Annotated in this window: 21 protein-coding genes; 4 read left to right on the top strand and 17 right to left on the bottom strand. The window is 70.9% G+C overall.

The features are described from left to right. Positions 1-64 precede the first annotated feature (64 nt). Positions 65-991: a lysophospholipid acyltransferase family protein gene (locus tag IFT88_RS12335; protein WP_192120907.1), complete on the bottom strand. Its 927-nt coding sequence runs from the start codon at positions 989-991 to the stop codon at positions 65-67. A 308-nt stretch (positions 992-1,299) separates the two neighbouring features. On the opposite strand from IFT88_RS12335, the gene IFT88_RS12330 reads away from it, so the two are divergent. Further along, positions 1,300-1,908, top strand: coding sequence for a response regulator transcription factor (locus IFT88_RS12330; RefSeq protein WP_192120905.1), 609 nt, complete (start codon positions 1,300-1,302; stop codon positions 1,906-1,908). Positions 1,909-2,057: 149 nt separating this feature from the next. On the opposite strand, the gene araA is transcribed toward IFT88_RS12330, so the two are convergent. The 7 genes from araA to chvE all read right to left on the bottom strand — a co-directional run bounded on the left by araA (position 2,058) and on the right by chvE (position 11,415). Further along, complete coding sequence (gene araA / locus IFT88_RS12325; protein ID WP_192120903.1) at positions 2,058-3,587, bottom strand: L-arabinose isomerase; 1,530 nt, start codon at positions 3,585-3,587, stop codon at positions 2,058-2,060. Next, the gene (locus tag IFT88_RS12320; protein WP_043595113.1) at positions 3,584-4,297 is read right to left on the bottom strand and encodes an L-ribulose-5-phosphate 4-epimerase; all 714 of its coding nucleotides are present in this window, start codon (positions 4,295-4,297) and stop codon (positions 3,584-3,586) included. The genes araA and IFT88_RS12320 overlap by 4 nt, the downstream gene beginning before the upstream one ends. Beyond that, positions 4,294-6,111, bottom strand: coding sequence for a ribulokinase (gene araB, locus IFT88_RS12315; RefSeq protein WP_192120901.1), 1,818 nt, complete (start codon positions 6,109-6,111; stop codon positions 4,294-4,296). The genes IFT88_RS12320 and araB overlap by 4 nt, the downstream gene beginning before the upstream one ends. Before the next feature lie 92 nt (positions 6,112-6,203). Continuing rightward, positions 6,204-7,193, bottom strand: a complete 990-nt coding sequence (locus IFT88_RS12310; RefSeq protein WP_192120899.1) for a substrate-binding domain-containing protein — start codon at positions 7,191-7,193, stop codon at positions 6,204-6,206. Between the two features lie 158 nt (positions 7,194-7,351). Further along, positions 7,352-8,620, bottom strand: a complete 1,269-nt coding sequence (gene mmsB, locus IFT88_RS12305) for a multiple monosaccharide ABC transporter permease (protein WP_082059986.1) — start codon at positions 8,618-8,620, stop codon at positions 7,352-7,354. Beyond that, positions 8,607-10,136 carry a multiple monosaccharide ABC transporter ATP-binding protein gene (gene mmsA, locus IFT88_RS12300; RefSeq protein WP_199859237.1) on the bottom strand — a complete coding sequence of 510 codons (1,530 nt, stop codon included), beginning with the start codon at positions 10,134-10,136 and terminating at the stop codon, positions 8,607-8,609. The genes mmsB and mmsA overlap by 14 nt, the downstream gene beginning before the upstream one ends. A 124-nt stretch (positions 10,137-10,260) precedes the next feature. Beyond that, on the bottom strand, positions 10,261-11,415 hold the full coding sequence (chvE, locus tag IFT88_RS12295; protein ID WP_043595116.1) for a multiple monosaccharide ABC transporter substrate-binding protein: 1,155 nt from the start codon (positions 11,413-11,415) through the stop codon (positions 10,261-10,263). A 468-nt stretch (positions 11,416-11,883) separates the two neighbouring features. Between chvE and IFT88_RS12290 the strand changes: the two genes are divergently transcribed. Beyond that, a complete protein-coding gene (locus IFT88_RS12290) occupies positions 11,884-12,186 on the top strand; it encodes a hypothetical protein (protein ID WP_043595117.1) in 303 nt (100 codons plus the stop codon). 84 nt (positions 12,187-12,270) lie between these two features. Here the strand turns inward: IFT88_RS12290 and IFT88_RS12285 are convergent, their stop codons facing one another. The 3 genes from IFT88_RS12285 to IFT88_RS12275 all read right to left on the bottom strand — a co-directional run bounded on the left by IFT88_RS12285 (position 12,271) and on the right by IFT88_RS12275 (position 15,710). Next, entirely contained in the window at positions 12,271-13,326 is a 1,056-nt protein-coding gene (locus tag IFT88_RS12285; protein WP_192120897.1) for an aldose 1-epimerase family protein, read from the bottom strand. Then, positions 13,319-14,575: a D-arabinono-1,4-lactone oxidase gene (locus IFT88_RS12280; RefSeq protein ID WP_137847701.1), complete on the bottom strand. Its 1,257-nt coding sequence runs from the start codon at positions 14,573-14,575 to the stop codon at positions 13,319-13,321. Before IFT88_RS12280 ends, IFT88_RS12285 begins: the two co-directional genes overlap by 8 nt. A gap of 64 nt (positions 14,576-14,639) precedes the next feature. Further along, complete coding sequence (locus tag IFT88_RS12275) at positions 14,640-15,710, bottom strand: LLM class flavin-dependent oxidoreductase (RefSeq protein WP_056225221.1); 1,071 nt, start codon at positions 15,708-15,710, stop codon at positions 14,640-14,642. A 251-nt stretch (positions 15,711-15,961) separates the two neighbouring features. Between IFT88_RS12275 and IFT88_RS12270 the strand changes: the two genes are divergently transcribed. Then, positions 15,962-16,441 (top strand): hypothetical protein, encoded by a 480-nt coding sequence (locus IFT88_RS12270; RefSeq protein WP_192120895.1) that lies wholly within the window; start codon positions 15,962-15,964, stop codon positions 16,439-16,441. An 82-nt stretch (positions 16,442-16,523) separates the two neighbouring features. Here IFT88_RS12270 and IFT88_RS12265 read toward each other — a convergent pair whose 3' ends face one another. The 4 genes from IFT88_RS12265 to IFT88_RS12250 all read right to left on the bottom strand — a co-directional run bounded on the left by IFT88_RS12265 (position 16,524) and on the right by IFT88_RS12250 (position 20,796). Further along, positions 16,524-17,858: an NtaA/DmoA family FMN-dependent monooxygenase gene (locus IFT88_RS12265; protein ID WP_055976636.1), complete on the bottom strand. Its 1,335-nt coding sequence runs from the start codon at positions 17,856-17,858 to the stop codon at positions 16,524-16,526. A 282-nt stretch (positions 17,859-18,140) separates the two neighbouring features. Then, complete coding sequence (locus IFT88_RS12260) at positions 18,141-18,776, bottom strand: hypothetical protein (RefSeq protein ID WP_192120893.1); 636 nt, start codon at positions 18,774-18,776, stop codon at positions 18,141-18,143. 5 nt (positions 18,777-18,781) lie between these two features. Further along, positions 18,782-19,729 (bottom strand): aldo/keto reductase, encoded by a 948-nt coding sequence (locus IFT88_RS12255; RefSeq protein WP_192120891.1) that lies wholly within the window; start codon positions 19,727-19,729, stop codon positions 18,782-18,784. Positions 19,730-19,821: 92 nt separating this feature from the next. After that, entirely contained in the window at positions 19,822-20,796 is a 975-nt protein-coding gene (locus IFT88_RS12250) for a D-isomer specific 2-hydroxyacid dehydrogenase family protein (protein WP_192120889.1), read from the bottom strand. A gap of 558 nt (positions 20,797-21,354) precedes the next feature. Here IFT88_RS12250 and IFT88_RS12245 point away from each other — a divergent pair. Beyond that, the gene (locus tag IFT88_RS12245; RefSeq protein WP_043595123.1) at positions 21,355-22,413 is read left to right on the top strand and encodes a magnesium and cobalt transport protein CorA; all 1,059 of its coding nucleotides are present in this window, start codon (positions 21,355-21,357) and stop codon (positions 22,411-22,413) included. Between the two features lie 96 nt (positions 22,414-22,509). On the opposite strand, the gene IFT88_RS12240 is transcribed toward IFT88_RS12245, so the two are convergent. Together IFT88_RS12240 and IFT88_RS12235 are read right to left on the bottom strand one after the other, a co-directional pair. Further along, positions 22,510-22,950 carry an OsmC family peroxiredoxin gene (locus tag IFT88_RS12240; protein ID WP_192120887.1) on the bottom strand — a complete coding sequence of 147 codons (441 nt, stop codon included), beginning with the start codon at positions 22,948-22,950 and terminating at the stop codon, positions 22,510-22,512. An 88-nt stretch (positions 22,951-23,038) separates the two neighbouring features. Beyond that, positions 23,039-23,524, bottom strand: coding sequence for a MarR family winged helix-turn-helix transcriptional regulator (locus IFT88_RS12235; RefSeq protein ID WP_043595125.1), 486 nt, complete (start codon positions 23,522-23,524; stop codon positions 23,039-23,041). Positions 23,525-23,544: the final 20 nt, after the last annotated feature.

Raw genomic sequence — 23,544 nt, 5'->3', positions numbered from 1 at the left:
GGTCTCCCACCTCGGCTCTCGAAGAGCCGTGACACTTCTCGGATCTCGACCAGCGGAACCGTGCTCATGCCGCCGACTCCGTCCGCATCAGATCGAAGTCGGTCCACATCTCCCAGTCGCCGGCGCGGCCGTCGAGGATGAGCCTCTCGATGAGTCGCCACAACGCGACCGTCGACCCCTGGACCTCGACGTCATCTGTCGGGGCGGGAATCGCCGGGTGGATCGTCAGGACGAAGTGAGCTTCTCCCGTCCGGTCGAGGTGCATCGGCAGCATGGCTGCGCCCGCGGCACGACTCATGAGGGCCGGCCCCTGCGGTGCGACGACGGAAGCCCCCAGGAACGGGACGACGGTGTGGTGACGGCCTCGGCCTCTGGGATCGTATTCGGGGAACATTGCGAAGACGAGCCCGTCCTTGAGCGCTCGGAGCCCCTTTCGGAAGGTCGCGTCGTCGTCGATGCCGAACGCGTCGACATCGAGAGAGGGAAACGCCCGATCCCGGAGCTCGTCGAAGTTCATCCTGTTGAAGACGAAGCGCGTGGGGTGTCGGTGCGCGATGATCGGCGGGACGACGTAGGACGCCCCGAAGTGCAGGGGCAAGGCCAGGGCGCCACGGCCGTGCTCCATCGCCTCGTCGAGGTGCTCGCCGCCACGAACCTCGACGACCTCGTCCAGCCGAGCTCGGTCGTCGAGCCACAGCGTGACGAACGTCGACTCGAATTGCATCCGAGGCCCGTAGTCGCCATATCGCCCCGCTGCAGCGTCGATGTCGACGGAGGCGAGACCTGGCAAGCCCCCCATGGCGGCACGGGCCTTGGCCGCCATGCCGGCGCTCGTGTCGGACGGGTCGGCGATCGAGTCGTAGGCGGGCAGGTCGAACCGGGCGATGTCGTTCATGAGTCGCCACGCGGCAGCGGGCCCGGCGGCGCGGAGCGCCGACCAGAGACGTTCGTATCGGACGACCTCGAAGAGGGTGAAGACGGGAAGGGACATGTCGACTTTCGGGAGATGCGGTCACCGGACTGACGGGGAAGGCGGACCGCCCGATGGGCGGCCCGCCCCGGATGTCAGGTGCAGAGGCATCCGCCGTTGCAGCGTGCTGCGCTACCCGGCTTGAGCGTCGTGCTCTCGATTTTCTTCATGCGTTCCCTCCTCCCACGTCGAGTCGACAAGACACCTCCGAGTCTCGGCATCGGCAGCTCGACTCGAAAGTCACGGCCATCACGAAGTCACCACGCATCCGTCATGTCGACGTCATGAGACATACTGGTCACGAAGTCGATGACGAGTAGGGGGATGCCATGTCGACCGACGGGAGGATCGACGTGTGCGTGGTCGCCGACGAGGTGCTGACGCGGTCGGCGATCGAAGCGTGCATCCGTGTGACGCCAGGGCTGAGAGCTGTCGCGATCCACGAGTCCGCGAAGCCCCCCTCCGAACCAGGGCCGCCCCTGCGGAGCGTGCTGGTCATCGACGCCGACGACCACCCCGACGTCGTGGACGCCGCCCGGCGACTGCGCGAAGGGCACGACGCGGTCGTCGTCCTGGGTCGCCGCTTGCCCGCCGTGCTCGTCCGTCAGATCGTCCAGTCGGGCATCGACGCGGTCGTCTCGAAGCGGGCGGGCATCGACGAACTCCTCGCCGTCGTCCGGCGAACGGCTGCCGGAGAAGACCACGTCGACCCGAGGTTGGCGGCCACGGTCCTCCGCGCCGAGGCGTGCCCGCTCACGGCACGCGAGCGTGACGTCCTGCGCCTCGTCGAGCGGTCGCTCTCGACCAGACGGTGCGCCGCCGAACTGCACCTCGCCGAGGGCACGGTGCGCAACCTGATCTCGTCCGCCGTCCGCAAGGTCGGGGCGCCCGACCGCGGACGGGCCGCCTCGGACGCGCGAGATCTCGGTTGGATCTAGACCCGCGCCTCCTCGGGGCAGACGCGGTCGAGCGGGCCCGGCCATCGCGACGACGAATGGTCCCGAACCGTCGTCCGCCGTGGGGCGGAGGACGATCCGGGACCACTCGATGCGCAGACCGCGCGAGAAGCGCGAGCCGGCCGCGAGGCCTACAGGCCGCGGGCGAGGCGGTGGTACGCGGCGTTCCAGGCGACCTCGTGACGGAAGTCGCGGATGCGGGTGTCCTCGTCGATGACGAGCAGCTCGGTCTCGACGATGCGCGCGAGGTCTTCGAAGGCCTCGAGCCCGACCGCGGTCGACATCACCGTGTGGTGGGCGGCGCCGGCCGTCAGCCACGCCTCGGCCGACACGGCGAACGACGGGCGGGGCTTCCACACCGCGCGCCCCACCGGCAGGTTCGGCAGGTCCTCGTCGGGCTCGACCACGTCGACCACGTTGACCGTGAGGCGGAACCGGTCACGCACGTCGCTCATCGCGACGACGACGGCCGGGCCGGGGTCGGCGGAGAAGACCAGGCGCACCGGGTCGTCCTTGCCGCCGATGCCGAGTGCGTGCACCTCGAGCGAGGCGCGCCCCGACGTCAGCGCCGGGCTGACCTCGAGCATGTGCGCCCCGAGGATCTTCTCCTCGCCGGGCACCAGGTGGTACGTGTAGTCCTCCATCAAGGAGGCACCGCCCGGCAGCCCGGCGCCCATCACGTTGGCCGCACGCACCAGCACCGAGGTCTTCCAGTCGCCCTCGGCCCCGAAGCCGTAGCCCTCGGCCATCAGGCGCTGGACCGCGAGGCCGGGCAGCTGCTTCAGTGCGCCCAGGTCTTCGAAGTTCGTGGTGAACGCGCTGAACCCGCCGGCCTCGAGGAAGGACCGCAGCCCGATCTCGATCGCGGCACCGTCCCGCAGCGACTGGTGACGCTCGCCACCGGCGCGCAGCGCGGGCACGACGTCGTACTCGGCCTCGTACACCGCGACGAGCTCGTCGATCGCCGTCTCGGACGCCGCGGCGACGGCCTCGGCCAGCTCGTTGACGCCCCAGGTGTTGACCTGGACGCCGAAGGCCAGCTCGGCCTCGGTCTTGTCGCCCTCGGTCACGCCGACGAAGCGCATGTTGTCGCCGAAGCGGGCCAGCTTGAGCGAGCGCATCGCCGAGGCGCCCGCGGCGGCGCGCATCCAGGTGCCCACCTGCTGCTGCACGCGCGGGTCGCTGACGTGGCCGACGACCGTCTTGCGGGGCACACCGAGACGGGTCTGCATGTAGCCGAACTCGCGGTCGCCGTGGGCGGCCTGGTTGAGGTTCATGAAGTCGAAGTCGATGTCGGCCCAGGGCAGCGCCACGTTCGCCTGCGTGTGCAGGTGCAGCAGCGGCTTGCGCAGGGCGTCGAGGCCGCCGATCCACATCTTGGCCGGGCTGAAGGTGTGCATCCAGGCCGTGACGCCGATGACCGAGTCGTCGAGGTTCGCCTCGAGCATCGTGCGGCGGATCGCGTCGGCGTCGGTCAGCACGGGCTTCCAGACGAGGCGCACCGGCACGTCGGAGGCGGCGGCCAGCTCGTCGGCGATGGCACGCGACTGGTCGGCGACCTGCTTCAGCGTCTCTTCGCCGTAGAGGCCCTGGCTGCCGGTGAGGAACCACACCTCTCGCGAGGCGAGGAAGGCGGTGGGGTCGAGGGTGTCGTTCGTCACTTCAGTTCTCCTGCGGGTGCTTGTCCGTAGACGTTCTGGTACCGGTCGAAGAGGGCGTCGATGCTCTCTGCCGGGATGGGGATGGGTTCGCCGAGCTGGCGGGTGATGTGGACGGTCCGGGCCACGTCTTCGGTCATGACGGCGGCCTTGACCGCGTCGCGGGCGTCCTTGCCGATGGTGAAGACGCCGTGGTTCTGCATCAGCACGGCCCGGCTGCGGTGCCCCTCGAGCGTCGCGACGATGCCGCGGCCGATCGAGTCGTCGCCGATGATCGCGAACGGCCCGACGGGGATCTCGCCGCCGAACTCGTCGGCCATGGCCGTGATCACGCAGGGGATCGCCTCGCCGCGCGCGGCCCAGGCCGTGGCGTAGGTCGAGTGCGTGTGCACCACTCCCCCGACGTGCGGCATGGTTCGGTACACGTAGGCGTGCGCGGCCGTGTCGCTCGACGGGCTGCGGTCGCTGCCCGGCGTGCCCTCGACCACGGTGCCGTCGAGGCGGCAGAGGATCTGGTTCTCGGCCGTCAGGTCATCGTAGAGCACGCCGCTGGGCTTGATGACGAAGAGGTCGGTGCCGGGTACGCGACCCGACACGTTGCCGCCCGTCCAGACGACGAGCCCGTAGCGCACGAGCTCGGCGTGCAGGGTGGCGACGTCTTCTCGCGTCGCGTCGATGGCCGCCTGCGTCGAGCGGTCGATCCAGCCGGTCATGCGGTCACCCCCGCGTCGCTCGTGGCCGAGGCGGTGGCGTCCTGCTCGAGGGCGTCCGTGCCCCGGGCGCTCTCGGCGTTCGCCGAGGGACCCGAGGAGGCGCGGGTCGCCTCGCGACGCATCGCCCGCAGACGGTGCATCACGTCGTTGCCGCCCCGACCGAACCAGTCGTGCAGCAGGAGGTACTCGGCGTAGAGCGCGTCGTACGCGTCGGCGGCCGCCTCGTCGGGAACGTAGGTCGCCCGGTCGACGCTGCCCATGGCCTCGGCCGCCGAGCGGATGTCGGGGTAGGCACCCGCGGCGACGGCGGCGTGGATGGCCGAGCCGAGGGCCGGGCCCTGCTCGCTCGTGATGGTCGAGATCGGCAGGCGCAGCACGTCGCTGTAGGTCTGCATCAGGTGGGCGTTCTTGAGCAGGCCGCCTGCGGCGATGAACTCGGTGACCGGCACGCCGGACTCCTCGAAGGCCTGCACGATGCGGCGGGTGCCGAAGGCCGTGGCCTCGAGCAGCGCGCGGTAGCCCTCTTCGGGCGTCGTGCTGAGCGTCTGGCCGACGATGACGCCGCTGAGCTCGTGGTCGACGAGCACCGAGCGGTTGCCGCTGTGCCAGTCGAGGGCGACGAGGCCGTGGGCCCCGACGGGCTGCTCGTAGGCGAGGTCGGTGAGGTGCTGGTGCACGCTCTTGCCGGCCGCCGCGGCGGCGTCGATCGACGACTGCGGCACCTGGTTCTTCACGTACCAGGCGAAGATGTCGCCGACGCCGGACTGACCGGCCTCGTAGCCGTAGAGCCCGTCGACGATGCCGCCGTCGACGACGCCGCACATGCCGGGCACCTCGGCCAGTTTGTCGCCGTTCATCACGTGGCAGGTGCTCGTGCCCATGATCGCGACCATCTGGCCGGGCTGGGTGGCCTTGGCAGCCGGGGCGGTGACGTGCGCGTCGACGTTGCCGACGGCGACGGCGATGCCCTCGGGCAGTCCGGTCCAGCCGGCGGCCTCGGCGGTCAGCGTGCCCGCGACGTCGCCCAGGGCACCGATCTCGTGCACGACCTTGGTCTCGGCGAAGTCGGCGAAGTCGGGGTTGAGTGCGGCGAGGAACTCGCGGCTGGGGTACTCGCCGTCCTGGTAGATGCCCTTGTAGCCCGCCGTGCAGGCGTTGCGGACGTACCGACCGCTCAGCTGCCAGACGATCCAGTCGGCGGCCTCGACCCAGTGCTCGGTCGCGGCGTAGACCTCGGGGTCCTCTTCGAGCAGCTGCAGGCCCTTGGCGAACTCCCACTCGCTCGAGATGAGCCCGCCGTACCGGGGCAGCCACGACTCGCCACGCGACGCAGCCAACTCGTTGATGCGGTCGGCCTGGCCCTGCGCGGCATGGTGACGCCACAGCTTGACGAACGCGTGCGGGCGGTCGGCGAAGCGGTCGAGCTCGTTGAGCGGGGTGCCGTCGGCGGTGGTCGGCACCATGGTGCAGGCGGTGAAGTCCGTGCCGATGCCGACGACCGCGGAGGGGTCGACGCCCGACGCGCGAAGGGCCTCGGGCACCGCGTTCTTGAGCACGTCGACGTAGTCGGACGGCACCTGCAGGGCCCAGTCGGCGGGGAGGCGCTCGCCCGTGCCGGGGAGGGTGCGGTCGACGACGGCGTGCGGGTACTCGAACGTGGCACTGGCCAGTTCGGCGCCGTCGCGGACGCGCACGACGACGGCCCGGCCGCTGAGCGTGCCGTAGTCGACGCCGACGACGTACGTGTCGGCCGACGTGCCGGCGGGGTTGGGAGCCGCGGGCGACGAGTCGGAGGGGATGGCGGTCTCAGCCATGGAACGTCCTTGTCCTGATGCGAAAGTGAGCGCTCACATTCTCACATGAGCGAGTGCGGCCGTGCAATGTCGCACGGCCGGGTCGGAGTCCGTCAGCGGGCGGGGGCCGCCGTCGACCGGCGGACGACGAGCTCGGGGTCGAGCGCCGCGACGGGCGCCTCGTCGCCGGCGAGCACCGCTTCGACGGTCGTCATGAGACGACGTCCGAGCGCCTCGAAGTCCTGCCGCACGGTGGTCAGCGGCGGGACGAAGTGCTCGGCCTCGGGGATGTCGTCGAAGCCGACGATGCTGACGTCGCGCGGCACGACGCGACCGGCGTCGACGTAGGCGTGCACGACCCCGAGCGCCATCTGGTCGTTGCCGCAGAACACGGCCGTCACGTCGTCGCGCTCGGCCAGCTCTCGGCCGATGCGATGCCCCGAGCCCGGCGTCCAGTCGCCGCGCAGCAGCACCGTCGAGTCGACGCCGAGCCGGGCGCAGGCCTCACGCCAGCCCCTTTCACGGTCGCGGCCGTCCATCCACCCGTCGGGCCCGGCGACGTGGGCGATGCGACGGTGTCCGAGGGAGACGAGGTGCTCGACGGCGGCCTCGGCCCCGGCGGCCTGGTCGAACGACACCGTGTGGTGGCCGTCCTCGGCCTCGCTGTCGGCGGTGACGAGCGGCACCGACACCCCGGATCTCCGCAGCACCTCGAGGGCCTCGGAGTCGGGCGCGATGAGCACGATGGCCGCGACGTTCTGGCCGACCAGCGAGTCGAGGGCCTGCCGCATGCCCTGCCGGTCATCGACGTCGAGCGTGGCCATCGACACCTGGTAGCCGGCTCGACGGGCGGCGCCGTTGAAGCCGTGCATCGTGCTCGACGGGCCGTAGAACGGGAACCCCGTGCTGATCACGCCGAGCGACTTCGTCTTGCGGCTGGCCAGGGCCCGGGCCGTGAGGCTGGGACGGTACTTCAGCTCGTCGATGGCGACGTCGACCTTGGCCTTGGTGGCGGGACGGACGGTCGGGTCGCCGTTGACGACCCGCGACACGGTCTGGTGCGAGACGCCGGCCGCGGCCGCGACGTCGAAGAGGGTTGCCACGAGGTGATCCTAGTTCGGTTCGGTTTTCGGGACGTCGGTGTCCTGCGCGGCCGACCCGCGCCTCCTGCGGTCTGGTCGGTGCCCGCCGGGGCGGGGAGACGAGGAGGCGCGGCTCCCGTGACCGGGAACCGCGCCTCTTCGCGGGATGGTGCGGCTCGTTACTTGCCGGAGGAGGCGGCGCGACGCTTGTTGAAGACGTCGAACGCGACCGCGGCGAGCAGCACGAGGCCCTTGATCAGGGACTGGTACTCGGTGCCGACACCGAGGATCGAGAGGCCGTTGTTCAGGATGCCGATGATCAGACCACCGATGATCGCGCCGGTGACCGTTCCGATGCCACCCGTGACGGCGGCGCCGCCGATGAAGACGGCCGCGATGGCGTCGAGCTCGAATCCAGTTCCAGCGCTGGACGCCGCGAGGTTCAGCTGGGCCGTGAAGACGACTCCGGCGAGGGCGGCGATGACGCCCATGTTGACGAAGAGCAGGAAGGTGACGCGCTTGGTCTTGACACCCGACAGCTCGGCGGCGTGCACGTTGCCGCCGATCGCGTAGACGTGACGACCGAAGACCGAGTTCTTCATCACAGTCGAGTAGACGACGACGAGCACGGCGAGGATGACCAGCACGATCGGGGTGCCCGAGTAGCTCGCGAGCAGGAATCCGACGTACATGACGAGCGCGACGGTGAAGACCAGCTTGGTGACGAACCAGACGAAGGGCTCGTCCTCGAGCTGGTATTTACGACGCGTCGCCCGACCACGGAGGCCGGTGCCGATCAGGGCGACCGAGGCCACAGCGCCGAGGATGAGCGTCAGCGGCTCGTACCCGGTCGTGCCGAACGCCGGCAGGAAGCCCGAACCGATGTCACGGAACCCCTGGGGGAACGACGAGATCTGCGTGCTCTGCAACGCGATCTGGGCGGCACCACGGAAGGCGAGCATGCCGGCCAGGGTGACGATGAACGCCGGGATGCCGAAGTAGGCGATCCAGAAGCCTTGCCAGGCCCCGACCAGGGCACCGAGCACGAGGCAGAGCACCACGGCGAGCGGCCAGGGCAGGCCCCACTGCGTGATCATCACGCCGGCCATCGCACCGGTGAAGGCGACGATGGACCCGACCGAGAGGTCGATGTGGCCGGCGATGATGACCATCACCATGCCGATGGCCAGGATCAGGATGTAGCTGTTCTGGACCACCAGGTTCGACACGTTGATCGGCGCCAGGGTGATGCCGTTCGTGGTGATCTGGAAGAACAGCACGATCACGATCAGCGCGATGAACAGGCCGATCTGGCGCAGTTGTCCGCCGAGGTACGAGACGGCACCCGTGATCGGGTTGCCACCCGAACCGGACTGCGGCTGACGGGAGGTGGGCGACCCGCCCGTGGGCTTCGGGTCGGTGGCCTGGGTGGGGCTAGGCGCGCTCATTGACGGGGCTCTCTCGTTCGAGGGTCATGTACTTCAGGAGGAATTCGGGGGTCGCCTCGGCGATCGGCACGTCGGCCGTGATGCGCCCCTCCGAGAGGGTGTAGATGCGGTCGCAGATGCCCAGCAGTTCGGGGAGCTCGGACGAGATGACGATGACGCCCTTGCCCGCGTCCGCGAGCTGGTTGATGATCGTGTAGATCTCGTACTTGGCACCGACGTCGATGCCGCGGGTGGGCTCGTCGAGGATCAGCACGTCCGGGTCGGCGTACATCCACTTGGACAGCACGACCTTCTGCTGGTTGCCGCCCGAGAGCTTTCCGGTCACGGCGGCCACGGTGGGCGCCTTGATGTTCATGCTCTTGCGGAAGCGCTCGGCGACGGTGCTCTCTTCGGACCGGTTGACGAAACCCCAGTTCGCGAGCTTGGAGAGCGCCGAACCCGAGACGTTGCGGGTGATGTCGTCGATCAGGTTGAGGCCGTACTTCTTGCGGTCCTCGGTGGCATAGGCGATGCCGGCCGCGATCGCCTTGCTGACGGTCGAGGTGTCGACCTTTTCGCCGCGCTTGTAGACGGTGCCCGAGATGCCGGTGCCGTAGCTCTTGCCGAAGACGCTCATCGCGAGCTCGGTTCGTCCGGCGCCCATCAGCCCGGCGATGCCGACGATCTCGCCGGCCTTCACGCTGAGGTTGGCCTGGTGGATGATCTCGCGCGTCGCGTCGAGGGGGTGGTGGACGGTCCAGTCCTCGATGCGCAGCAGCTCGGCGCCGACCTTCGACTCGTGGGCCGGGTAGCGGCTCTCGAGGTCGCGACCGACCATGCCTTTGATGATGCGATCCTCGGACACTTCGCCGGCGTGCATGTCGAGGGTCTCGATGGTCTTGCCGTCGCGGATGATCGTCACCTTGTCGGCGATCGCCTTGATCTCGTTCAGCTTGTGGCTGATGATGATCGACGTGATGCCCTGGGCCTGCAGGCTCTTGATCAGGTCGAGCAGGTGGGCCGAGTCGTCGTCGTTGAGGGCGGCGGTCGGCTCGTCGAGGATCAAGATCTTCACGCGCTTCGAGAGCGCCTTGGCGATCTCGACCAGCTGCTGCTTGCCGACTCCGATGTCGACCACCTTGGTGATCGGGTTGTCGCGCAGGCCGACGCGGGCCAGCAGACCGGCGGCGTCGAGGTTGGTCTTGTTCCAGTCGATGAAGCCGCCCTTGGACTGCTCGTTGCCGAGGAAGATGTTCTCGGCGATCGACAGGAAGGGGCTGAGAGCGAGCTCTTGGTGGATGATGACGACGCCCGCGGCCTCGGAGTCGTTGATGTTCTTGAAGTCGACGGGCTGACCGTCGAGCAGGATCTGTCCGTCGAACGAGCCGTGCGGGTAGACACCCGAGAGCACCTTCATCAGCGTCGACTTGCCGGCGCCGTTCTCGCCGCAGATCGCGTGGACCTGGCCACGCTCGACCTCGAGCGTGACGTCCTGCAGGGCCTTGACGCCGGGGAACGTCTTGGTGATCTCCCGCATCTCGAGGATCGTGTTCGCCACGTGTTCCTTCTTCCGTGTGTCGGGTGGGTGCCGCTGGGGAGCAGAGAGACGAGGAGGCGCTGGTCGGCGACCGGCGCCTCCTCGGTTCTCGCAGGGGAGGGACCTACTTGAGGTCGGCCTCGGTGTAGTAGCCGCTGTCGATCAGGACCTTCTTGTAGTTGTCCTTGGTGACGATGGTCGGCTGGAAGAGGAAGGTCGGGACGACCTTCTCGCCATTGTCGTACGTCTTGTCGTCGTTCGTCTCGGGCGTCTTGCCGGTCAGCAGGTCGTCAGCCATCAGCACGGACTGGTCGGCGAGCTGGCGGGTGTCCTTGTAGATCGTCGAGTACTGCTGACCCTCGATGATCGACTTGACCGAGGCGGCCTCGGCGTCCTGGCCGGTGATGACCGGCAGGGCGTCACTGGCGTAGCCAGCGCCCTCGAGGGCCGAGATGATGCCGATCGAGATGCCGTCGTAGGGCGAGAGCACGCCGTCGAGCTTGGTGCCGCCCGAGTAGGTCGAGGCGATCAGGTTCTGCATGCGGGCCTTGGCGGTGGCGGGGTCCCACTGCTGCGTCGCGGCCTGCGTGAACTGGTCCTGACCGGAGCCGATCGTCAGCGAGCCGTCTTCGATGTAGGGCTTGAGGGTGTCCATCGCGCCGTTGAAGAAGAAGGTCGCGTTGTTGTCGTCGGGGCTGCCGGCGAAGACCTCGATGGTCTTGGGCGAGGCGCCGTCGACCTTCTTGCCGTCGGCGTCGGCGAGGCCGAGACCGGTCAGCAGGCTGGTGCCCTGGTCGACGCCGACCTTGTAGTTGTCGAACGAGACGTAGTAGTCGACGTTCTCGTTGCCGGTCAGCAGGCGGTCGTACGAGATGACCTTGATGCCGGCCTTGGCGGCCGAGTCGAGCTGGTCGCTGAGCGAGCCACCGTCGATCGAGGCGACGATGAGCACCTTGGCGCCCTTGGTGATCATGTTGCTGATCTGCTGGACCTGCTGGGGGATCTTGTTGTCGGCGTACTCGAGGTCGACCTTGTATCCCTTGTCTTCCAGGGCACTCTTGACGGCGTCGCCGTCCTTGATCCAGCGCTCGGACACCTTGGTGGGCATCGCGACGCCGACCAGCGCACCGGCGTTGTCGCCGCTGCTGCTGCCGCCGGCGTCACCGCCGCGTCCGCCGCCGCCGCCGGAGCAGGCGGCCAGGGAGAATGCCATGCCGACGGCGACGATGCCGACGAGGAGCTTTTTCTTCACGGTTGTTCCATTCGTGTCAGGTGTCATCTCGACGGCGTCGTCGATGACGGGTGATGGTGCTGTGAGGGGATCTCTGTGGTGCGGGCGCTCGACGGCTCGGGTGGCCGGGGACGCGCCGGGCCGACGGGTGCGCGAGGCCTGCCCGTCGGGGCTGAGGGGACGTCAGGCCGGGGCGGCCGCGAGGAGGCGCGGGGCGGGCGACGTGCGGACGGCCCGGTGGGCGGCCGGGCGGCGGAGGGAGGAGCTGTTCACGGTTGACCTCTTCGTCAGGAAACGTGTGGCTGGGGTGTCGCGGAGTGGAGCGGGATGGCCCGTCACGAGGACGGTCGAGCGCTGACCTGAGAATGTGAGCGCTCACATCGGTGGTGCTGGGCAATACTGAACGAGGTCCAGGTGCTTGTCAAGTCGGTTCGTGCCCGGCGTGTCGCGACATGATTTACACGTTCGCCACACGCCGTTCACGCGCGTGAGCGGTCGTCACGTCACAGTGTGCGCATGATCACCGCGACCGCGACCGTCCACACGGCGTACGACGCCGCCGGCCTGTTCTGGTTGTCGCGCCGCCTGCTCGCCGAGCACCGTGCCGCGCGGGTCGACGAGGGCCAGTACCTCGTGCAGCTCGCCGATGCCGGAACCGTGCTGCTCACCGAGCTGCCCGAGGCGCTGCGGTTCGACGTCGTCGTCCGGGACGAGCTGACCGCCCGCCGCACGCGTCGCGCCCTCGAGGCCGCCCTCGAGCGCTGCCTGCCCGGCACGGTCTCGGCCATGACCTGGCAGACCGAACCCGTCGCCGTCTGAGGGCGGCCCGGCGCGACACCCCCGAACCAGCGCGACTCCCCGGGTTCGTGGGGTGTCGTGCTGGTTCGGAGGTGTCGGGCCGCGCTAGAACGCGGCGATGGTCCAGCTCGCCGAGTGGGCCTCGCCCGGGGCGAGCAGCACGAGGTCGTCACCCGAGTTGAAGGCGTCCGGCGGGCAGGTCATCGGCTCGACGGCCAGGCCGACCCGGTCGTTCTCGGGCTCGGGGCGGTCGGCGGTGTGCACCTGCACCCAGGGCAACTCGGCACCCCACGACATGGTGACGCCGTGCCCGTCGCGCGCGGTGACCGTGGCGGTGACCCGCGCCTCCTGTGCGGGGCCGCCCGCGCCGTCGACGCCGTCGACCGCGGTGAACGCGAGGTCGGTGAAGGCGTGGTCGACGAAGAGGTCGCCGATCGCGTGCCCGTCGCGGAAGTCGAAGCCGTCACGGTCGCCGACCGGCCGCGTGCCGACGGGCACGAGGCGGTCGTCGGTCACCTCGAGGTAGCTCGCGGCGGGCAACGTGAACGACCAGTCGTCGACGCGGCCCTCGCCGGGGACGAGGTAGGGGTGCGGCGCGGTGCCGTAGGGGGCGACGCCCGTGCCCGCGTTGCGGGCCGTGACGGTCGTGGTGAGCCCGTCGTCGGTCAGCTCGTAGACGACCGACAGCGCCAGTCGCCACGGGTAGCCGTCGCTCGGCACGAGCACGAACGAGGCCGAGGCCCGCGCGGCCTGGGCCTGGTCGATCGTCCAGTCGGCCCAGTGGGCCAGGCCGTGCAGGGCGTGGCCGCGTTTGACCTCGTTGAGCGGCAGCTGGTGCTCGACCCCGTCGCGCTCGTATCGGCCGTCGGTCACGCGGTTGGGCCACGGGGCGAGCAGCGCCCCGCGGAAGCCCGGCCGCACCTCGTCGGCGGCGAACGGCACGACCAGGTCGCGGCCCTCGAAGGTGAGGGTGCGCAGCGTGGCCCCGACACCGGCGATCTCGGCCCGGTAGCCACCGCGCTCGAGCACGACCTGCGCACCCGAGACCGGCACCGGCGACGTGACGAGCCTCGCGGTCGGCGGCGCACCCGGTGCGGGCTCGACGACGGGGGGCGTGGTGCCGGGCGGCGGCACCGAGGCGGCGGGGATGGGCTCAGACATGCGCGGGCTCTCCGAGGACGGACGCGGACAGGAACGGGTTGCGGAAACGCCCCTCGGGGTCGACCGACTCGACGTGGGCGGCGAAGTCGCCGAGACGCGGGAACACCCGGCGCAGCTCGGCGTGCGTGGCGGTCGAGACCTTCCCCCAGTGCGGGCGGGCGTCGAACGCTCCGAGCACCCGTTCGATCTCGGGCAGGACGGCGAGCACCTCGTCGGGACGCCGGTGCCAGGTGAAGTGGAAGGCCACGCTCTGACGTCCACCGCTCGGGCTGATCCAGGCGTCGTCGGGGGCGATCGTGCGGATCTCGCTGACCATCAACACGTCGGCGAAGGTGTGCGCGATGCCCCGCAGGCCCTCGATCGCGGCCGCGGCGTGTTCGGCGGGGATCAGGAACTCGCTCTGGATCTCTTCGCCGGCGCTCGGCGTGAAGTCGAACCGGAAGTGCGGCAGGCGCTCGAGCCAGGGGCCCGCCACGCCGCCCTGCTGCGTCACGGCCGCGGTCTCGGCGCCGGGGATCATGTGCGTGGTGTCGTCGGCCCGCACCGCGCCGAGGTCGCGGAGGTCGAGACCGACCTCGTCGCCGACCCGGTGCTTCGACCAGATCTGGTCCACCCCGTCGCCGTCGTACCTCGTGAAGAAGCTCAGGCTGTAGGCGCTGGCGAGCACGGCGTCGAGGTGCTCGAGGGCGGCCGCCCAGGGCAGGTGCTCGTGGATGGTCTGCTCGACGTCGAAGGTCGGCACGGTGTCGAGTTCGAGGGTCGTGACGACGCCCACGGCGCCGAGCGAGACGACGGAGGCGCCGAACGCGTCGTCACCCCGGCGGACGGTCTCGAGGCTGCCGTCGGCGCGCACGAGCTCGACGGCGCGGACGCCCGCCGAGAGGGCGGGGTTGCCGACCCCCGAACCGTGCGTGCCGGTCTGGACCGCACCGGCGACCGAGATGTGCGGCAGCGAGGCGAGGTTGTGCAGGGCGAGGCCGTGGCGCTGCAGCTCGCCCGCGAGGGCGGCGTGCGTCGTGCCCGCGCCGACGCGGACCGTGCCGGCGGCCGAGTCGATCTCGACGGGGGTGCCGAGCGCGTCGAGCGAGACGAGGGTGCCGTCGGTGTCGGCGACGCGGTTGAACGAGTGGCGTGAGCCCAGGGCCTTGACCAGGCGGCTGCCGGTGACGACGTCACGCAGCTCGTCGAGGCTCGTGGGGCGACGCAGGTCGGTCGTCGAGTACTCGACGTTGGCGGCCCAGTTCTGCATGGAGACTCCTTCGGCTCGGGGTGCTGCGTCGAGTCTAGGCGAGTGGCCTACGGTGAGTGAGCGCTCACTCGGCTCCGTCGGTGGCCTGCCAGCCGAGGAGGGGGCCGAGGCGCTCGGCGGTGTCGGTCAGCACCTGCGTGTACTCGGCGAGGCCGAAGTCGAAGGGCAGCTCGACGATGAGGTCGTCGACCTCGCGCATCGCGGCGTTCTCGTGGAGCTGCTCGGCGATCCACTCGGACGGGCCGACGAGGTCGCGGTCGAACATCATGCCCCGGGGACCGTGGGCCACGGTCGTGCGGTCGCGACGGGAGGACGCGTAGGCCTCGTACGCCGCACGCTGCTCGGCCGTGGCCGTGTCGGTGGGCAGGACGACCGCGCCCTTGGCGACCCGCGCCTCCTGACCCGCGGGGTGGACCGCGCGGAAGGCGCGGATCTGGTCGAGCTGCGACGCGGCGAAGCGGGTCGGCTCGATCGGCCCGGGCGCGCCCGCGAAGCTGACGTTGCTGATGAGCATGCCGAGGCCCTGCCGGCCCGCCCACTCGGCGGACCGCGGGCTGCCCGCGCCGTACCAGACGCGGTCGGCGAGACCGGGGCTCTGCGGCTGCACCCGCCCGGTGTAGACCTCGATGCCCTCGGTGCCCTCGAACGCACTGACCTGCTCGCCACGCACGAGCGAGAGGAACTTCTCGACCCGGCCGTACGAGAAGTCCTGGTGATCGGAGGCGTCGCCGTAGAGGTGCGGGGCGATCTCGTCGTAACCGCGGGGCTCGCCGACGCTGACCCCCAGCTGCAGCCGTCCACGCGACAGCACGTCGACCGTGCCCCAGTCCTCGGCCAGGCGGAACGGGTTCTCCCAGCCGAGCGGCATCACGGCCGTGCCGAGGGTGAGGCGCGAGGTGCGCTGCGCCGCGGCCGAGAGGAACGCGACGGGCGACGAGATGCCGAACTGGAGGTGCCGCGTACGCGTCCAGCCGCCGTCGAGGCCCAGCGCCTCGGCCCGCTCGAACAGCTCGAGCCCCTGCTCGAGACCGGCGGTCGGGTCGTCGCCCTCGAAGGCGCCGATGGTGAGGAAGCCGAGACGGCGCAGCGGCCTCGCGGCGGCGGACGGGGCGGGCGACGAGGAGGCGGTGGTCACCGGTCGAGCCTAGCCAGACGACTCGACGCCCCGGCCCGTGTCCCCGGACCGCCTTCCCCGGCTCGCGTCCCCCCGCTCGCGTCCCCCGATCCGCGTCCCCCGGACTGGGGACCGGCCCACCCCCGTACTGGGTGGCCGTGCCCCGTTGTCCCCCGGGCCCGCGTGCGGTTCGCTGGACGGAGCCGTTCGAGAGTCACGTCGACGACGACACGACCACGGACGCCACCACGACTTCAGGGGAACAGAACACGATGGACACCGCAGAGCCCGACACCGGACGCCCGGGCACGACCGACCCGTCGGACGCCGCGACCACGCTCGGCCCCGTCACCACCGTCGGGGCCGCCCCGGCGACCTCGGCCCGTCCGACGCGCCTCCGCCGCGAACGCGCCACCCGCCTGCGTCGACCCGCCACCTTCGTGCTGTCCTGGCTCGACCTGCCGAACGACGGCAGCGACCCCACGCTGCCCCTCGGCACCTGCCTGGTGCTCCGCACGGTCGGACGCCCCGCGCGCGACGTGCTCGTCGATCTGCCCGGCGGGCCCGTCCGGGGTCGCGACAAGCTGCGCCCCGGGGCTCCGCTCGGCATCGCGACCCCCGTCGAGCTCGACGCGGTGGTCGCCCTCGGCACCGTCTTCGTCGAGTGGTCGGACGGCCGGGGCGTCAGTCGGACCACGTGGCTCCGCGTCCCGCCGGTCCCGGCACGGTACCGCAGCCCCGCCGCTCGCTGACCACTCCGGCGCGTCGACCCGAGCCGGGTCGTTCCGTGCGCGGACGCGAGCGGCGCATCGAGCCGCGCCGCGCCTCCCCGGCTCAGCGGCGGTAGGCCGCCGCCGGGTGTGTCTCGGGCAGCCGGGGCCCACCGCCGGTCAGCCGCTCGCGCAGCGTCTCGCCGGGCACGTACGCCTCGCGCAGTCGACCGCGTCGACGCAGCTCGGGCACGATCAGCTCGACGAAGTCGGTCAGCGTGTCGAACGAGTGGTACTGGCGCAGGTTGATGCCGTCGATCCCCTCGTCGTCGAGCCAGCGCTCGACGGCGTCCGCCACGACCGTCGGTGTACCGGCGACGAAGAACGTGCCGCCCCAGGCCTCGTCGACCGAGTCGATCAGCTGGCCCACCGTGATGTCGAGCGGCAGCGCGGCGGCTCCCGGGTGGTCGAGCCGACCCTCGGCCTCGAGCGCCTCGCGCACGGTGCGGTCGCGGGGGTGCGACGGGGCGTCGAACGGGATGCTGCGGTGGATCAGTTTGCCCTGCTCGCTGGCGAACGAGCGGTAGAGCGCGAGCTTCTCGGCGACGACCTCGTCGGTCTCGCCCGTGATGACGCCGGCCTGCACGATGAACGACACGTCGTCGGCGGAGCGCCCGGCCGCGACGGCCGCCTCGCGCGTGGCGGCGCCGACCGCCTTGACGGCGGGACCGCCGGTGAAGACGACCTCGGCGTTGCGGGCCGCCTGCTCGACGCCCTTCGGCGACGCGGTCGCGAGGAAGAGCACGGGCGTGCGCTGCGGCGACGGCTCGCTGAGGTGCGGACCGGCGACCCGGAAGTGCTCGCCGACGTGGTCGATCGCGTGCACCTTCGCGGGGTCGGTGTAGACGCCCGAGCCGGGTTCGAGGCCGTCCGCGGTGGGGTCGGCGACGACGGCGTCGTCCTCCCACGAGCCCTCCCACAGCTTGTAGAGCACGTCGAGGTACTCGGCGGCGCGGGCGTAGCGCTCGGCCTTGGGGATCTCGGCGTCGAGGCCGAAGTTGCGCGCGGCGTTCGGCAGGTACGACGTGACGACGTTCCAGCCCACGCGTCCCTTCGTGAGGTGGTCGAGGGTCGACATGCGCCGCGCGAAGGCGAACGGCGGCTCGTAGCTCGTCGAGAACGTGATGCCGAAGCCGAGGTGCTCGGTCACGGCCGCCATCGCCGGCACGACCATCATCGGGTCGTTGTTCGGCGCCTGGATCCCCTCGAGCAGGGCCGGCGCCGGGCTGTCGCCGAAGACGTCGTAGGCACCCAGCACGTCGGCGATGAAGATCGCGTCGAAACCGCCGCGTTCGGCCAGGCGGGCCAGCTCGAGCCAGTACGCCAGGTCTTTGTACTCGCTGCGATGGTTGTGCGGCAGCCTCCAGAGGCCGTGCGTGATGTGCCCGACGCAGTTCATCTCGAAGAGGTTGAGGATCAGCTTCTTCTTGGTGGTGGGGGCGTCGACGGCGACGGACGAGACGGTGGCGGACGGGTCGGGCGCGGGGGTGTCTGCGGTGCTCACGCGTCCTACTGTGCCGCACCGCGCCTCCTCGTCCACCGGGCGGTGACGCCGTGTTGCACGACGGGAAGACCGGGCGGCACCCCGTCGCACCGCGTTTCGTGCACGACACCGCGACGAGACGAGGTGCGGTGCACGGAACGCGGTGCGGTGCGATGCCGTTCGGGACGGTGCGGCGGGTCAGCGCTCGCGGATCGTGGTCGTCACGTCGACGAGGCTGGGGTCGGCGGGCGCCGAGCCGAAGCCGAACCGCACGGGCGGGTCGAGCGGGGCCAGCGCCCCGAGCGCGCGGCCGTCGAGACGGGCGTCGACCGCGACGATGCGCCGGGCCAGCGTCACGCCGTAGTACTCGCGACGGCCGCCGCCGGCCGTGCCCGCCGTACGGGCACCCCGCACGATCAGCCGGGCCACCGGATCGATCAGCATGAGCCAGCCGGGCCGGGTCGCGAAAGCCCGGGGCACGAGCCGCAGCAGCCACCCGAGCGGCGACACGGGCCCGATCTCGAGCGACAGGTCGAGCACGTCGCCGCCCGCGTCGTCCGGGCCGGCCGAGACCCGCAGCGTCCGGTCGACGCCGTGCCACGAGACGGGCTGAACCCGCACCTCGTCGAACGTGTAGGTCGACGAGACGTAGTCGGCGACGGCCTGCGACGGTGCCAGCAGGGTGCGGTGACCGTCGGCGTCCTCGACCATGACGTCGACGAAGCGACCGAGCGGCGAACGGTTCCACAGCCCGACGACGACGCGCGTCCCGGACTCGGTGCCGAACCCGGCGATGCGTCCGTGGAACCGCTGGTCGGGGGTCACGTTGCTCATCGTCGCTACTCGGCCACCCGGGCCGAGACGGTCTCGAGGGCGGCGAGCTCGTCGGCGCTGAGGGCGACGCTCGCGCTGGCCAGCAATGCGGGCAGCTGCTCGAGGGTGCGGGCGCTGGCGATGGGGGCGACGACGCGGGGCTGGGCCTGCAGCCAGGCGAGGGCGATCGTGGCGATCTCGACCTGGTGGGCACTCGCGATGTCTCGCAGGGCCGCCACGACGTCGAGCCCCTCGTCGCTGAAGTAGCCCTCGATGTTGCCACTGCGGGCCCCGGCGATGTCGTCACGGGTCTGGTACTTGCCGGTCAGGAAGCCCGCGGCGAGCGAGAAGTACGGCGTGACGCCGAGCTGGTTCGTGGCGGCGAGCGGGGCCAGGTCGCGCTCGTAGGCCTTCCGGGTCACGAGGTTGTAGTGCGGCTGCAGGGCGACCGGGGCCGCGAACCCCTCACGGCGCGCGATCTCGACCCACTCGGTGATGCGCTCGGGCGAGAAGTTCGAGATGCCGACGTGCCGCACCTTGCCGGCCTTCTGCAGGGCGTCGAAGGCGCCGAGGGTCTCGGCGAGGTCGTCGCCGGTGTCGAAGTGCGCCCAGTACAGGTCGATGTGGTCGGTCTGCAGGCGGGCCAACGAGGCGTCGGCCGCGGCGGCGACGTTGGCGGCGCCGAGCCCGGGGAACTCGGGGTGCTGGCTGACCTTGGTGCCGAGCACGATCTGGTCGCGACGCGAGGCACCACCCTGGGCGAGCCAGGTGCCGATGACCGTCTCGGACTCACCGCCCGAGTTGCCGTCGGCCCAGGCCGAGTAGACGTCGGCCGTGTCGACGAAGTTGCCGCCGCCGGCGACGAAGGCGTCGAGCACCGAGTGCGACTCGGCCTCGTCGCTGGTCCAGCCGAAGGTGTTGCCGCCGAGGGCGAGGGGGAAGACGTCGAGGTCGGATGTTCCGATGAGGGGCATGCGGGGGTTCCTTTCGCGAACGTCGCGTCGGGTCGGCGCGGCGACTACCCAGGTCTAACGCGTCGGGGTCGGGTTCGTTCCCAGGTGGACGATCAGTAGCCCTGCTCGACGTCGACGACGCCCTCGGGGTCACCGCCGTCAGCCAGCGCCCGGATGTTCGCCTCGACCCGGGCCTGGAAGAGCGGCTCGGTCATCGCGTTCGTGTTGGCCTGGTGCGGGGTGAGCAGGGCACGGGGTTCGGCCCACAGCGGGTGACCGTCGGGCAGCGGCTCGGGGTCGACGACGTCGAGGCCCGCCGCCCCGATCCGCCCCTCGGCGAGCGCCGCGACGAGGGCGTCGGTGTCGACGAGCGGACCGCGGGCGATGTTGACGAGCACGGCCGTGTCCTTCATGGCGGCGAACTCGTCGGCTCCGAGCAGGCTGCGGGTGCCGCCGGTGAGCGCCGCGGCGACGACGACGACGTCGCTCGTCGGCAGCACCTCGGCCACGCGGTCGACCGTGATGGTGCGGGCCGCGCCCGGGACGTCCTCGTTGGTACGGCGCACCATCGTCACCTCGACGTCGAACGGCTGCAGCAGGCGCAGCAGCTCGGTCCCGATGCCGCCGGCGCCGACGATGGTGACGCTCGCCCCGTTCAGCGAGATGCCCCGCTGCTCGCGTTCCCACGAGGAGGCGCGGGCCCTGATCTGCAGGGAGCGCAGGGTCGCCAGCGTCAGCGCCAGGGCGTGCTCGGCCACGGGTGCGCTGTAGGCCCCCTTGGCGCTGGTGAAGACGAGACCGTCCCGGGCGGTGGCCTGCATGGTCTCGACGTAGGCGTCGACGCCCGCGCTTGGCAGCTGCACGATGCGGACGCCGGGGTGCTGCTCGATCGCGGATCGCAACTCGCCCTGGTCGATGCGGCCGCCGACGACGATCATCTCGGTCTCGTCGCCGAGCTCGACCAGGCGGGCGTCGGTCGCGTCCACCGCCCGCTTCGCGGGCGCGACGCCCCACGTGTCGCCCGACGACCCCTCGGAGTCGGCGGTGGCGGAGGCGGCGGGGAGGACGGTGACGGCGACGGTGCTCATCCGTCCACCGTATCGATCAGGTCACGAAAGCGACTCAGGCTCGTGTCTTCGTCGGACCGGTGGCAGAGTGACGCCGTCTGCCGGTCGCGAAACCCGATCGTGGACGCGGGAGGCACGGGTCAACGGCGACACGCGCCTCCTTCCCTCCGACCTCGCCCGGCGACGGTCGACCGCCCCTGCGGGCAGGGGTACGCTGTCCCACGGCCCAGGCGGGCCCACGGCCCCACCGGGCCCGGCGGCAGCACGACGGAAGGCAGGTGAGCGGCGATGGCTGGTGACAGTACTGGCGCCCCGCGGCATCGCTCCGTGATCGCGCCGTCCGCCCCGCTCGTCTGAGCTGCGGGCCCGACCGACCACGAGCGATGCCCACGGGCACCGACGTCTCCTGTCGACGCACGTCGTCGACGACCCGACACCCCGGTCTCGTCTCGTCGCCCGTGTGCGTCGCCCCGGCCCCCACCGCACACCCGTCGTCCGCACGGCTGTCGTGACCACCACCGGTACGACATCGTCCCTCGACGGACGGTCGTCGCACCCCGAACGGCAGGAGCGCAGACCATGGCACTCATCGACAACGGCATCTACGTCGCGGGGCACCGCACCGACAGCCCGGCGAACCTCGACGAGACGTTCGAGTTGCTGCACGAGCACCAGGGCATGGCCTGGATCGGCCTGTACCGCGCCGACCCCGACGAGGTGCGCGCCATCGCCCAGGAGTTCGAGCTTCACCCGCTCGCCGTCGAGGACGCGCTCAAGGGGCACCAGCGCGCGAAGCTCGAGCGCTTCGGCGAGACCCTCTTCGTCGTGCTGCGCTCGGCCCGCTACCTCGACGCCGAGGAGACGGTCGAGTTCGGCGAGGTGCACGTGTTCGTCGGCCCGGGCTTCGTCATCACGATCCGGCACGCCGAGAACCCCGACCTCGGCCGGGTGCGCCGCCGCCTCGAGTCGAACCCCGAGCTGCTCGCGCTCGGTCCCGAGGCCGTGCTCTACGCCGTGCTCGACCAGGTGGTCGACGGCTACGGCCCGGTCGTCGCCGGCATCGAGAAGGACATCGACGAGATCGAGGACGAGCTCTTCGGCGGCGACCCCGAGGTCTCCCGACGCATCTACGAGCTGCTGCGCGAGGTCATCAGCTTCCAGCGCGCGACGAGCCCGCTGCGCGGCATGCTCGAGAACCTGCTGCGCGGGTCGGACAAGTACGGCGTCGACGTCGAACTGCAGCGCTCGCTGCGCGACGTGCTCGACCACGTGCTGCGCATCGGCGAGCGCGCCGACACCTTCCGCGCGCTGCTCGAGAACGCACTGACGGTGCACTCGACGCTCGTCACCCAGGCGCAGAACGACGAGATGCGCCGTCTGTCCGAGGCCGGGCTCGCCCAGAACGAGGAGACCCGGCGACTGTCCGAGGTCGGCCTGCAGCAGAACGACGAGGTCAAGAAGATCTCGGGCTGGGCGGCCATCCTGTTCGCCCCGACCCTGGTCGGCGGCGTCTACGGCATGAACTTCGACCACATGCCCGAACTGCACTGGCAGTTCGGCTACCCGATGGCGGTCGCGGCCATGGTCGCGGTCGGCGCGAGCATCTGGGGAGTCTTCAAGTGGAAGAAGTGGCTCTGACGCGGTCGGGCCGGTGACGCGGAGAACGCAGGAGGCGCGGGTCGGGTGACCCGCGCCTCCTGCTTTCTCGAGGCGGTGCGGTGCTGCGGTCGGGGCCTAGGCCTCGAGCGCGGCGTCGAGCGTGATCTCGACGCCGGTGAGGGCCTTCGAGACGGGGCACGTCTCTTTGGCGTTCTGGGCGGCCTCGAGGAAGCGGGCCTCGTCGATGCCGGAGACCTCGCCGCGGACGGTGAGGGCGATGCCGGTGAGCTTGAAGCCGCCGGCCGAGTCCGGGCCGAGCGAGACGTCGGCCTTGACGTCGAGCGCCTCGACGGTGCCGCCGGCCTGGCCGAGGACGGCCGAGAACTGCATGGCGTAGCAGGCCGAGTGGGCGGCGGCGAGCAGCTCTTCGGGGCTGGTCGCGCCGTTGGCGTCGTCGGCCGCACGCTTGGGGAACGAGACGTCGTAGGTGCCGAGCTTGGAGCTCGACAGTTCGACCTGGCCTTCGCCGGTCTCGAGGCTGCCGTTCCAGGCGGTGCGTGAGGTGCGAGTGGGCATGTGGTGCCTTCTTTCGTGGAGGGGGCCGACGTCGGGGTCGGCTCCGGGTGGGGTGTTCGGGGGTGTTCTGGTCGGTCGGTGAGGCGGGTCAGAGGTGCTGGTCGGTGAGGGCGGCCGTGTTCGCCCGGACGGCGGCGGCGAGCGCGGCGATGTCGGCTCGCAGCGTCTGCAGGTCGGTCAGCTCGAGACCGGTGGCGCCGCAGATCTGGTCGGCGAAGCCGGCGGCCTGCTCGCGGAGCGCGACCCCGGCGTCGGTCAGGGCGACGTCGACGGTGCGCTCGTCGGCGGCCGAGCGCGTGCGCGTGACCAGGCCGTGGGCCTCGAGCCGCTTGAGCAGGGGCGACAACGTGCCCGACTCGAGCTGCAGCTGGTGGCCGAGCTCGGAGACGGTCGTCGGGCCGCCCTGCCAGAGGACCAGCAGCACGAGGTACTGCGGGTAGGTGAGGCCGAGCGGGGCGAGCAGGTCGCGGTACCGCGCCGTGACGGCACGCGAGGCGTTGTAGAGCGCGAAGCAGATCTGCTCGTCGAGCACGGGCGCCGGGCCCGGAGTCGTCGTCTCGGCTGCTGTCGTCATGTCGGCGACTGTAGCACGTC

It is taken from the genome of Frigoribacterium sp. CFBP 8751 (assembly GCF_014841545.1).
Taxonomy (GTDB): domain Bacteria; phylum Actinomycetota; class Actinomycetes; order Actinomycetales; family Microbacteriaceae; genus Frigoribacterium.
Note: the sequence above shows the minus strand (reverse complement) of the source record. Positions and strands in the feature narration are given on the sequence as shown.